The sequence below is a fragment of the Microbacterium sp. NPDC089698 genome (genome assembly GCF_044749045.1).
Taxonomy (GTDB): domain Bacteria; phylum Actinomycetota; class Actinomycetes; order Actinomycetales; family Microbacteriaceae; genus Microbacterium.
In genome coordinates this window covers 326345-338429 of sequence record NZ_JBIVHE010000006.1, presented here as the reverse complement: position 1 = coordinate 338429, position 12085 = coordinate 326345, and the positions used below count along the sequence as shown (strand labels likewise).

General features: G+C 72.4%; 9 protein-coding genes. 5 read left to right on the top strand and 4 right to left on the bottom strand.

Annotated features, from left to right (window positions below; all coding sequences use genetic code 11):
• Nucleotides 1-96: 96 nt before the first annotated feature.
• A complete protein-coding gene (locus ACIPY5_RS16910) occupies nucleotides 97-1053 on the bottom strand; it encodes a LacI family DNA-binding transcriptional regulator (RefSeq protein WP_400972693.1) in 957 nt (318 codons plus the stop codon).
• Nucleotides 1054-1246: 193 nt separating this feature from the next.
• On the opposite strand from ACIPY5_RS16910, the gene galT reads away from it, so the two are divergent.
• The 4 genes from galT (at nucleotide 1247) to ACIPY5_RS16890 (ending at nucleotide 5817) form a co-directional block, all read left to right on the top strand.
• Nucleotides 1247-2434 carry a galactose-1-phosphate uridylyltransferase gene (galT, locus tag ACIPY5_RS16905; protein WP_400972690.1) on the top strand — a complete coding sequence of 396 codons (1188 nt, stop codon included), beginning with the start codon at nucleotides 1247-1249 and terminating at the stop codon, nucleotides 2432-2434.
• Nucleotides 2435-2581: 147 nt separating this feature from the next.
• Nucleotides 2582-3880 carry a galactokinase gene (galK, locus tag ACIPY5_RS16900; RefSeq protein WP_400972672.1) on the top strand — a complete coding sequence of 433 codons (1299 nt, stop codon included), beginning with the start codon at nucleotides 2582-2584 and terminating at the stop codon, nucleotides 3878-3880.
• A 127-nt stretch (nucleotides 3881-4007) separates the two neighbouring features.
• Nucleotides 4008-4985, top strand: coding sequence for a UDP-glucose 4-epimerase GalE (gene galE / locus ACIPY5_RS16895; protein ID WP_400972670.1), 978 nt, complete (start codon nucleotides 4008-4010; stop codon nucleotides 4983-4985).
• Nucleotides 4986-5283: 298 nt separating this feature from the next.
• On the top strand, nucleotides 5284-5817 hold the full coding sequence (locus ACIPY5_RS16890; RefSeq protein WP_400972667.1) for a GNAT family N-acetyltransferase: 534 nt from the start codon (nucleotides 5284-5286) through the stop codon (nucleotides 5815-5817).
• 232 nt (nucleotides 5818-6049) lie between these two features.
• Here the strand turns inward: ACIPY5_RS16890 and ACIPY5_RS16885 are convergent, their stop codons facing one another.
• Nucleotides 6050-8317 carry a glycoside hydrolase family 3 C-terminal domain-containing protein gene (locus ACIPY5_RS16885; RefSeq protein WP_400972664.1) on the bottom strand — a complete coding sequence of 756 codons (2268 nt, stop codon included), beginning with the start codon at nucleotides 8315-8317 and terminating at the stop codon, nucleotides 6050-6052.
• Nucleotides 8318-8442: 125 nt separating this feature from the next.
• On the opposite strand from ACIPY5_RS16885, the gene ACIPY5_RS16880 reads away from it, so the two are divergent.
• Nucleotides 8443-9069 carry a TetR/AcrR family transcriptional regulator gene (locus tag ACIPY5_RS16880; protein ID WP_400972661.1) on the top strand — a complete coding sequence of 209 codons (627 nt, stop codon included), beginning with the start codon at nucleotides 8443-8445 and terminating at the stop codon, nucleotides 9067-9069.
• 88 nt (nucleotides 9070-9157) lie between these two features.
• Here the strand turns inward: ACIPY5_RS16880 and ACIPY5_RS16875 are convergent, their stop codons facing one another.
• Together ACIPY5_RS16875 and ACIPY5_RS16870 are read right to left on the bottom strand one after the other, a co-directional pair.
• Nucleotides 9158-10696: a carboxylesterase/lipase family protein gene (locus ACIPY5_RS16875; protein ID WP_400972658.1), complete on the bottom strand. Its 1539-nt coding sequence runs from the start codon at nucleotides 10694-10696 to the stop codon at nucleotides 9158-9160.
• A 62-nt stretch (nucleotides 10697-10758) separates the two neighbouring features.
• A complete protein-coding gene (locus ACIPY5_RS16870) occupies nucleotides 10759-12066 on the bottom strand; it encodes an MFS transporter (protein ID WP_400972655.1) in 1308 nt (435 codons plus the stop codon).
• Nucleotides 12067-12085 lie beyond the last annotated feature (19 nt).

Genomic DNA, 12085 nt, shown 5'->3' with positions numbered 1-12085 from the left:
AGACACGAGAGACCTCCGTGGACTCGAGGGAACCTAGACAGCTCCACTCGACCCCGGAGGTCTCTCCTACGTCAACAACGCACCGGGTCAGTACAGCTAGGCGCTCGCCCGGGAGATCAGGGCGGGGGCGAGCAGGGCCGGATCCGAGACGACCCGGCCCTCGACGCGGTCGACGACGAGGCGCACGGCCTGCTCGCCGAGCGCGGCGAAGTCCTGTCGGATCGTGCTGAGCGGCGGGCGGAACTCCGCGGCGTCGGCGATGTCGTCGAAGCCCAGGACGGCGACGTCCTCGGGCACTCCGCGGCCGGCATCGGCGAGCGCGCGCAGCAGACCGAGCGCCATCTGGTCGTTGGCGGCGAAGACGGCGGTGACCGCCGGATCGGCGGCGAGCACCCGGCCGCGATCGTGACCCGAACCCGCGCTCCAGTCCCCGCGCAGCGGATCCGGGATCCGCCGCCCGCGCGCAGCGAGCTCCTCCCGCCAGCCGCGCTCGCGCTCCGCGGCGGCGAACGAGCCCTCGGGCCCCGCGAGATGGTGCACGGTCGCCGCGCCCTGGTCGAGCAGGTGCGCGGTCGCCGCCCGGGCGCCCGCGGCGTGATCGGTCCCGATGACCGTGAAACGCGGATCCGCCGGCGCGTCCACGACCACGAGCGCGAGCCCCGCCGGATCCGCATCGCGGGCCAGCGCCGAGGCCTCGTTCAGCACGATCGCCCCGTCGACCCCCTGGTCGCGCAACCGATCGAAGGCCTCGCCGATGCGTCCTGCGGAGCCGAGCGTCACCACGGCGAGCGCATAGCCACGCGCCTCCGCGGCCTCGGCGACGGCCTGGAGCAGGGCGGAGTTGCCGACCGTGGCGAGGGTCTGCGCGACCACTCCCAGCGTCTCGGAGCGCCCGGTGCGCAGCGCCCGCGCCGCGCGGTGCGGGCGGTAGCCGAGTTCGGCCATGGCCTCCTCGACCCGCACGCGCGTGGCCGGATCCACGCGCGGACTGTCGTTCACGACCCGCGAGACGGTCTGCCCCGACACGCCGGCGCGCGCCGCGACCATCGCCATGGACACGCGCCCGCTCGGCTTCGGTCCGCGACGCGCAGGAACGGACGGCGCCCCGCTCTCGATCCGTCGCAGCTCCTCGAGCTCGTCGTCGCGCTTCGGCATCGGCCCGCCTCTCACCCCGCCGGTCCCGCATGTACCGACCTCAGGATTGTTGACGCTATCACGTCGCGTGCCTTATCGTGTTTACGTGAACATGGAAATCGCTCCCGAGTTCGTCGCGACCGAGACCACAACGCTCTCCGCCGGCGTGGTCAAGCGCGCGACGCGCCTCGCCGACGGCCGTGATCTCATCTACTACGACGATCCCGGATCCACCCTCCCCGCGGAGCGCTCGATCGACGCACGCACGCTGGACCCGCGTCCCGAGACCGCGTCGATGCGGCAGGACGTGCTGACCGGCGACTGGATCACGTTCGCCACGAAGCGCCAGACCCGGGTCATGATGCCGAGCGCGGATGCGGATCCCCTCGCCCCGCAGTCCCCGACGAACCCCTCCGAGGTGCCGTCCCGCTACGACGTCGCGGTGTTCGAGAACCGCTCCCCCTCGTTCGGCCCTGCCCTCGCCGAGGCCGTAGGCGCTGCTCCGGAGGCGGTCGATCCGCCTCGCGGCCTGGACGACCTCGAGACGATCGGCATCGAGCGCGCCCGCACCAGCGTGGGCCGGTGCGAGGTCGTGTGCTTCAGTCCGGAGCACGCCGGATCCTTCGGCACCCAGTCCGTCACCCGCGCGCGCACCGTGATCGAAGCATGGGCCGACCGCACCGCGGCGCTGAGCGTCCTGCCCGGCATCGAGCAGGTGTTCCCGTTCGAGAACCGCGGCGAGGCGATCGGCGTGACCCTCCCCCACCCGCACGGGCAGATCTACGCGTACCCCTACGTCACGCCGCGCACGCAGCGGCTGCGCGAGAGCATCGCCCGCACCGGCGCGGATCTGTTCGAGCGGATCCTGGACGCCGAGCAGCGCTCCGAGCGCGTCGTGCTGCAGGGCGAGCACTGGACCGCGTTCGTGCCCTTCGCCGCGCGCTGGCCGCTCGAGGTGCAGCTGCTGCCGCACCGCCACGTGCCCGACTTCGCCGCGCTGTCGGGCGCCGAGCGCGACGAGCTCGCCCCGCTCTATCTGCGCCTGCTCCGCGGCGTGGACGCGCTCTACGAGACGCCCACCGCGTACATCGCGGCCTGGCATCAGTCGCCCGTGCGCGTCGGACGCGACGAGATCCGGATGCGCCTCGAGCTCACCAGCCCGCGCCGCGCCGCCGACAAGCTGAAGTTCCTGGCCGGATCCGAAGCCGCGATGTCGGCATGGACCGCCGAGATCCTCCCCGAAGACGCCGCCGCGCGCCTGCGGGACGCGATCGCGTCGGTCCCCGCCCCGACCCCCTGACCCCGCGCCCCTGTCCTGCCTGACCCTGCCTTGTCAGACCGTGTCCCACTTTTCGCTCCGGAATCAGCACTTTCACCGCCGAAAGTGGGACACGGCCCCACCCGAACTGGGACACGGTCGGCAGCACACCCCTCCCGAGGAGACCCGATGACCCCTGCCCGCACCACCACCGCGACGACCGAGACGGCCGGCACCGCCGATGCCAGCGCCTCCTCCGCCGCCGCCCCCGCCGCCGTCGCCGCCGCGGAGGCCCTGTTCCGCGAGCTGACCGGATCCGAGCCCGCAGGCGTCTGGTCGGCGCCCGGACGTGCGAACCTCATCGGCGAGCACACCGACTACAACGACGGCTTCGTGCTGCCCTTCGCGATCCAGCACCGCACGGCCGCCGCCGCACGGCTGCGCACCGACGGGCGGATCCGCGTCGCGTCCACGTTCGCCGCCGAACCGGTCGAGGTCGCGCTCGACGACCTCGAGACGCTGTTCCCGTCCGGGCGCGCCCGTCGCACGGCCGCGAACGCTGTCGAGGAGCACGGACCGGCCGTCCCGGAGTGGGCCGCCTACCCCCTCGGCGTCGCCTGGGCGCTGCGCGCACTGGTGCCCGCCTGGGCCGCCGGCACCTTCGCGGGCGTCGACATCGCGATCGCCTCCGACGTTCCGGTCGGGGCCGGGCTGTCGTCGTCCGCGGCGATCGAGGGCGCGACGAGCACGGCGCTCGACGAGCTCTGGGGTCTCGGGCTGGATCCGGTCGCGCTCGCGCAGGCGGGTCGCCGCGCCGAGAACGAGGCCGTCGGCGCCCCCACCGGAATCATGGATCAGATGGCGTCGATGCTCGGGCGGGCCGATGCCGCGGTGTTCCTGGACTGCCGCTCGCTCGAGACCCGCTCGATCCCGCTCGGATTCGCCGAGGAGGGGCTCGACGTGCTCGTGATCGACACGGGCGTCACGCACGCGCACTCCACGGGCGGCTACCGCGAGCGCCGCGAGTCCTGCGAACGCGGGGCCGCCGCGCTCGGAGTCGCGGCGCTGCGCGACGTGACCGTCGCGGATCTGCCGCGCGCCGCGGAGTTGCTCGACGATACGGACTTCCGCCGGGTGCGGCATGTCGTGACCGAGGACCAGCGCGTGCTCGACACGGTCGCGGCGCTCGCGGAGCGCGGTCCGCGCGCGATCGGCGATCTGCTCGTCGCGTCGCACGCGTCGATGCGGGACGATTTCGAGATCTCGATCCCCGAACTCGACACGGCGGTCGACGTCGCCCTCGCGCACGGCGCGATCGGCGCGCGCATGACGGGTGGCGGCTTCGGCGGCGCCGCGATCGCACTCGTCGACCATGACGCGGTGCCGGCGGTCTCGGAGGCCGTGCGAGCGGCGTTCGCCGGGTCGGGCTTCGCCGCGCCGCACGTGTTCACCGTCACGCCGTCGGCAGGGCCGCGCCGCGACGTCTGAGCGCCCGGATCCGGTCCCCCGCCGCTCCCTTCTGCGACGGGAGCACGGATCCGGATCCGCCCCGGGATTCCCCCAGCGAACCCCGTGAAGAATGAGAGCCGCGCACCCGCGCGACGGAAGGAGACCCATGTCCTGGCTTGTCACCGGCGGCGCCGGCTACATCGGATCGCACGTCGTGCGCGCGCTCTCGGAGGCCGGTCTCACCCCGGTCGTGCTGGACGACCTCTCCAGCGGGGTCGCGTCGTTCGTGCCCGAGGACGTGGCCTTTGTGCGGGGCAGCATCCTGGACCGGGAGCTCGTCGAGCGCACCCTCCGCGAGCACGAGGTGCAGGGCGTGATCCACGTCGCCGGCTACAAGTACGCAGGGGTCTCGGTGCAGCGTCCGCTGCACACCTACGCGCAGAACGTCGAGGGCACCCGGGTGGTCCTCGAGGCGATGGCGGCCGCCGGCGTCGCGAACATCGTGTTCTCCTCGAGCGCCGCCGTGTTCGGCACGCCCGACGTGCCGCTGGTCGTGGAAGGCACCCCGAAACGGCCCGCCAGCCCCTACGGCGAGTCCAAGCTCATCGGCGAGTGGCTGCTGCGCGACGAGGCCGTCGCGACCGCCGGATCCGCGAACCCCCTCGTGCACACGTCGCTGCGCTACTTCAACGTGGTCGGATCCGCGGACCCGACCGTCCACGACGTGAGCCCGCACAACCTCTTCCCGATCGTGTTCGAGAAGCTGCTCGCCGGGGAGACCCCGCGGATCAACGGCGACGACTATGCCACCGAGGACGGCACGAACGTGCGCGACTACGTGCACGTCGGCGACATCGCGCTCGCCCACGTCGCCGCGGCCCAGCGCATGATCGCGGGCCGGCCGGTCGAGGCCGCCTACAACCTGGGATCCGGCGACGGCCTGTCGGTGCGCCAGATCATGGATGCGATGGCGCGCGTGACCGGCATCGACTTCACACCCGAGATCGGCCCGCGTCGCCCCGGCGACCCCGACCGCATCGTCGCGACCGGTGAGCTCGCCGCGCGCGACCTGGACTGGCGCATGCGTCACACGGTCGACGAGATGGTGCGCTCGGGCTGGGAAGCCCGCCGCAACGCCGGCTGACCCCGAGACGCGGGCTGAGCCCGGGGCGCGAGGTGCACCCGGGGGCGCGCTTCGCCAAGCGCACGGGTTGTTGCCGAGCGCACGGCTTGTGCGCGCGAATATCCTGTGCGCCCGGCAGGATCCCGTGCGCTCGCAGAACGCGGCGGCAGGATCCCGTGCACTCGAGGATCGCGGCGGCAGGATCCCGTGCACTCGCGGATCGCGCAGGCAGGATCCCGTGCACTCGCGGCGATCCCGTGCGCCCGCCAGGATCCCGTGCCCTCGGCGACCGTGCACGTCCCGCGGCTAGGCTCGGCGCATGCTGATCCGCCCCGCTGCCCCGGCCGATGCGCACGGGATCGCTGTGGTGCATGTGCGCGGGTGGCAGGAGGCGTACCGCGGACTCATGCCGCAGGCCGTGCTCGATGAGCTGTCGATCACCGACCGCGCCGACGGGTGGCGGCGGATCCTGGAAGCACGGGACCACGGGGAGGAGCCGGAGGGCCCACGCTCTCGCGCCCTGGTCGCGGCGGATCCCGACACGGACCGGATCCTCGGGTGGGCGACCTACGGCGAGCCCCGCGAATCCGGTCCGCACGGCGGCGAGCTGTGGGGGCTTTACGCCCACCCCGAGCTCTGGTCGCGGGGAGTCGGGCACGCGCTGCTCACCGCGGTCGAGGAGTCGCTGCGCGCCGACGGAGCAGGATCCGCGTATCTGTGGGTGCTTGAGGGCAACGACCGCGCCGCGACGTTCTACGAGCGTCACGGCTGGATCGAGGACGGCGAGGTGAAAGTCGAGGAGCGCCCCGGCCTGCGCCTGCACGAGCGCCGCAGGGTGAAGCTGCTCCGCTGACGCCCCGCCCCACCTCCGCCGCCCGGCGCACAGCGCGTTGAACGTAGCGCTCGCCGCGCGCACGGCATGCTGCCGAGCCCACGGCTCCCGCACGCCAAGATCCCGTGCACCCGGCGGGATCCGGTGCGCTCGGCGATCACGGCGGCAGGATCCCGTGCACTCGGGCCCGCGCCGAAACGCGGAACGCGGCCTCCCCAAGAGGGAGACCGCGTTCCGGGACGAACGAGCCGGCTCAGCCCTGCGGGGCGTTCGCGGCGGCGAGGAGCTGGTCCACGCCCTCGCGGTCGAGGCCCCAGCCGAAGGCGGGCAGGCGCCCGATCGGGAACGAACCCATCATCTTCGCCATGGCCTCGCCCGACATGATGCCGTCACCCTCGCCGCCGAACTGCTCCTGGAGCGCGGCGAACGCGCCGGCGACCATCGGGCCGGCGACCGGGTGCGCGAACACCGCGGCGAGCGTGGACTCCGGGGTGAGCGGCACCAGGACCGCGTCGCCGGTGACGTCGACCGTGACGGATCCGCGCAGGTCGCGGCTCGACGCGGCGGCCTCGATGCGGTACGCGCCGCCCTCGACGACGAAGCGGTCGACCCGGACGTCCCAGTACGCGAGGTCCTCGCGGCGCACGGTCAGCACGACGTCGACCGTGGCGCCCGCGGCGATCTCGACCGACGCGAACGCCTTGAGCTCGCGGGGAGCGCGCTCCACCGCGGAGGCCACCGGGGCGACGTAGACCTGCACGACCTCGCGGCCGTCACGGGATCCGGTGTTCGTGACCGGAACCGTCACCACGATGTCGCCCGACGCGGTGACCTCGGCGGAGACCGCGCCGTAGGCGAAGGACGTGTAGGACAGGCCGTGGCCGAACGGGTAGGTCACCGCCATGTCGCGGGCGTCGTACCAGCGGTAGCCGACGAGGATGCCCTCGCCGTAGCGCACGTGCCCGTTCGAGCCGGGGAAGTTGCCGAACGCCGGGGTGTCCTCGATGCGGTGCGGGATCGTCTCCGCGAGGCGGCCGGACGGGTTCACCGTGCCGAGCAGCACGTCGACGGTCGCGGATCCGCCGGCCTGGCCGAGCAGCCACGCCTCGAGGATCACCGGCACACGGTCGGCGAAGGGCAGCGCCACGACGGATCCGTTCGACAGTACGACGACCGTGCGCGGGTTCGCCGCCACGACCGCGTCCAGCAGGGCGAGCTGGTGCGCGGCGAGATCGATGTGGTCGCGGTCGAAGCCCTCGGACTCCTCGGCGTCGGTGAGGCCGAGGAAGACCACGGCGACATCGCGCGAGGCCGCGAGCGCCACGGCCTCGTCGCGCAGCGCATCCTGACCCTCGGCCGCGGCGTCGAACGCGAAGCCCGGCGCGAACGCGACCCGGTCTCCGGCGGCCGCGCTCAGCGCGTCGAGCGCCGAGTCCACGCGCGTCGGGTTGATGTGCGAGGAGCCGCCGCCCTGGAAGCGCGGGGTGCGGGCGAACTCGCCGATGAGCGCGATCGACGCGTCCTCGGCGAGCGGCAGCAGCGGGGCGCCGCCGACCGCGTCGTTCTTGAGCAGCACGATCGAGCGACCGGCGACCTCGCGGGCCAGGGCGTGGTGCGCGTCGACGTCGAGCGGACCGGCGACGGCGGGGCGGGCCTGAGCGCGCCCGACGAGGTCGAGCACGCGGGCGGCCGAGGCGTCCAGCGCGGCCGCGACGGCCGGGTCGGATCCTGCGGCGGCGGCCACGGCGCGGTCGGGGCCGCCATCGCTGCCGGGCATCTCCAGATCCAGGCCCGCGACGAGCGCGGCGACGCGGTCGTTCACCGCGCCCCAGTCGGAGACCACGAGGCCCTCGAAGCCCCACTCGTCGCGCAGCACCTGGGTGAGCAGCCACGGATCCTGCGAGGCGTAGACGCCGTTGATCTTGTTGTACGAGCACATGACGGTCCACGGCTGCGCGTCCTTGACGACGCGCTCGAAGCCGCGCAGGTAGATCTCGCGCAGCGGCCGCGGGTCGACGTCGCTCGACGCGGTCATCCGCTCGAACTCCTGGTTGTTGGCCGCGAAGTGCTTGAGCGACGAGCCGACGCCCTGCGACTGGATGCCCTTCACGAGCCCCGCGCCGATGACGCCGGAGACGATCGGGTCCTCCGACACGTACTCGAAGTTGCGCCCGCACAGCGGCGAGCGCTTGATGTTGATGCCGGGGCCGAGGATGACCGCGACGTCCTCGATCGCGGACTCGACGCCGAGCGCGACGCCGACCCGCTCGGCGAGCTCGGGGTCGAAGGCGGCTCCGAGTCCGGAGGCCGGCGGGAAGCAGGTGGCCGGAACGCTCTCGCTGAGGCCGAGGTGATCGCTGTCCGCGGCCTGCTTGCGGAGGCCGTGCGGACCGTCGGTGACCATGATCGACGGCAGGCCGATGCGGTCGATGGACTTCAGGGTCCAGAAGTCGGCGCCGCTCGTGAGCGAGGCCTTCTCCTCGGTGCTGAGCTCGGGCAGATGATCGCGGGGCGATGTCATTGTCGACTCCTTCGTGGACGACTCTCGGGTGACGGGCAGGGCCAGTCGATCAGGTTCTGGAACAGAAAGCAAGTGTTACTCGGTTTTTATCCGCGAGCGCTCAGCCCCGGGATAGTCTCGGGGGCATGGCACGACGAGGTTCGTACGCGAAGGGCATCGCGAAGCGCGAGGAGATCCTGCGCGCGGCGCTCGCGGTGGTCGCCCGGGAGGGCTATCACGGCGCCTCCGTGAAGGAGCTCGCCGAGGAGGTCGGGCTCAGCCAGGCGGGCCTGCTGCACTACTTCGACAGCAAGGACGAACTGTTCGTCGAGATCCTGCGCACGCGCGACGAGGTCGACATGGCCGGCCACTCCGGCGCGGTGGATGCCGCGACGCTCGACGAGATGCGCGACGGCTATCTCGACATCGTGCGGCACAACGCGCGGGTGCCGGGGCTGGTCGAGCTGTTCACCCGCCTCGCGGCCGATGCCGCGAACCCCGAGCATCCGTCCCGCGCGTTCTTCGCCGAGCGCAGCGCCGGCCTCCGAGAGCGCTGGGCCGGGACCATCGCGGATGCGCAGGCGGAGGGCGCGCTCCGCGACGACATCGATCCGATGCTCGCGGCGAGGCTGCTGCAGGCCGTGTCCGACGGCGCTCAGATGCAGCTGCTCGTCGAGCCCGAACTCGACATGGTCGTGCTCATCGAGACGCTGTTCGACCTCATGCGGTCGCCCGGATCCGAGACCTCCGGGGGTCACGTTCGGGGTCGTTGAGCGCGCACCGAGCCGAGCCGACCGAGACGGAACGCCGTCCTCTCGCGAGCGCACCGCGTCTCGTCTCGGCCGGCTTCGCCGGCCTCGCTCAGCGACCGGTAGCGAGCAGCGGTCGCACCGACGCATAGGCGTCGGCCTCGTCGCGCGACGGGGTGTCGTACACGCGCGCGATCTCCTCCGCACCGTAGCGGGGCCAGCCGGGATCCCCGCCCGCGATGAACGCGACCGCGGCGGCGTGCACCTCATCGGCGAGCTCCTGCGGCGGGTTCGGGCCGGCGAGCGGTTCCATCGCGGGGCCGTCGAGGCAGTCGAAGAAGAACGGGACGTCGAGGCAGTGCTCGGCGAACCCGAAGTGCCCCGAGGGCCAGGAGAACCGGTACACCCACGTGGGCGCGGCACCGCGATCCGCCACGATCCGCAGGATCGCGACCCGGAACATCCGGTCGGTCAGCACGCGTCCGGCCAGGCGCGCCTTGCCCTTCGCGAGCACGTCGGCGTTCGCGGCGAGATAGGGGGCGCGCGCCTCCTTCGGCACGCCGAGCTTGCCCAGCAGCACCCCCTTCGGCACGAGCGCCATAGCCTTGCCGGCATCCGCCGTGGCCATCGTGAACTCGTCGTCGGTGGCGCCGAGCACGAGCGGCTTGTCCGCGCCGACACCCGCACGGAAGGACTCCGGCGTGGGCCGCAGGATGAGGTCGCCGTCGACGGACGGGCCGAGCGGCAGTCCGTTCTCGACGATGTCGCCCATGTCGCCGCCGTCGAACGCGGTGAGCTTCTTCTGCACCTCGAGGATGCGCTCCTCGCTCAGCGCGCCGAGGCCCGCACGCGTCGGCGCGACGCCGAGCTCGGCGGCCAGCCGGCGGCCGAACTCCTCCGACCGGGCCGCCGAGACATCCGCCAGGGCGCCGGAGATCGCGTAGACGCCCTGGAACAGGTGCTGCGCCTTCTCCATGCCGAGCAGGGTCATGACGGCACCGCCGCCCGCCGACTGCCCGGCGATCGTGACGCGAGCCGGATCCCCGCCGAAGGCCGCGATGTTCTGCTGCACCCACTCCAGCGCCAGCAGCCAGTCACGAACGCCGCGGTTCGACGGCGCGTCCTCGATCCAGCCGAACCCGTCGAACCCGAGCCGGTAGGAGAGGGTCACGGTCACCACGCCGTCGCGCGTGAAGTTGCGCCCGTCGTACCAGGGGCTCGCCGGGGATCCGGCGAAGTACCCGCCGCCGTGGATGTAGACGAGCACGGGGAGGCCGGCCCCGGTCGCGGTCTCGGGGCTCGGCGTGTAGACGTTCACGTTGAGCGTCGACTCCCCCGGCACGCTCGGCTCGGGAATGAGCGTGACGCCGGGGTCGCCCCGCTGCGCGGTGGGCCCGAACGCGGCGGCGTCGAACACGCCTTGCCACGGGGCCTTCGGCAAGGGCGCCGCGAAGCGCAGCTCGCCCACCGGCGCCTCGGCGAACGGGATGCCGAGGAACGCCGCGGAGCGGAGGTTCCCGCGCGGACCCGATCCAGGCGCGATCGTGTCATGCCAGCGCCCGCGCACGCGGCCCGCGCTGATCTGCACCTCGGGGTGCGCGGCCGTGGCCGCTGCGGCCTCGTCGGCCGGCGTGGTCTGGGTGTTCTCCATCGGGAGTCCTTTCGTGGAGGGTGGCGCCGCGGCGGGCCGGAGGCGACCCGCCGGAGCGGGTGCTACTTGACGCTCCGGATCGGGGCGGTGACGATCGCGGCGAGCACCGCGAAGACCATCGCGAACACGAACAGCATGGGGTATCCGCCGAAGGATCCGATGATCACCGCGGCGATCGGAGCGCTGAGCGCCTGCGGGATGTTGGTGGCGACGTTGAGGATCCCGAGGTCCTTGCCGGCGTCCGTGCCCTCGCTGGGGAGCACCTCGGTCATGAGGGCCGCGTCGACCGACATGTACAGGCCGAATCCGATGCCGTTCACGACGCTCATGATGATCATGCCGGTCATGTTGGGCATCATCAGCGGGAACGAGAGGCCGATGACCATGACCACGGTGGCGCCGTAGATGAAGATCTTGCGACGGCCGACCTTGTCGCTCCACCATCCCGAGAGGGCGATCGCCGCCATGGTCGGGACGAGCGGGATCAGCGTCAGCGTGAGCGTGGCGCCCTGCGCCTCCGCGAGCGACATCCCGATGTAGTCGGTCAGCAGATACAGCTGGTAGGCGGTCACGGCGAAGTAGCCGAGGATCAGCAGGAACCGTGCCGCGAACGCCCAGGCGAAGTCCGGGTGCTTGCGGGGGTTGATCCAGAATCCGCGGAAGAAGGAACCCCAGCGGAACGGGGCGACGGCGGCGTTCTTCGAGGACCAGTCCTTGTTGAGCAGCACGAACAGCACGGTGACGACGATCACCGCGATGCCGAAGACGGAGTAGCCGATGCCGATCTGCGCGCCGAGCGCCGCCGCGACCATGACGCCGACCGTCATGCCGAGCTGCGTGCCGAGCCCGATCATCGCGCTCGCGCCGCCGCGCTTGGCACGGGGGAAGCGGTCGGCCGTGATCGTGGTGAGCGGCGCCTGCAGGAAGTTGAGCGCGACCTGGATCGCCACCCAGAACACCGTGATCCAGAAGACGTCCTGCAGGGATCCCATCCCGAACAGCAGGATCCCGCCGACCAGCGCCCCCATGACCATCCACGGCGCACGGCGGCCGAAGCGCGAACGGGTGCGATCGCTGAAGGCGCCCGCGAGCGGCTGCGCGAAGAGCGTGAAGACGAAGGAGGTCGTCGTGACGATCGCAAGGTTCTGCACCTTGTGCGCAGGATCCAGGATCGCGATCTGCGACGGCAGCAGGATCGCGATGAGGCCCCCGTAGGTCGCGAACAGCGTGAGCGAGGCGATCAGCAGGCCGGGCAGCAGCCGCCTCGTCGCGGGCGGGCTCGCTGCGGGCTCCCCCGCGCTGGGCGCCTCGGCGCGGATGAGTCCGGTCGGCGCGATCCCTGCGGCGGGATCGGGAGGGGTGATGGTCATGGGGGCTCCTCGTCGAGCT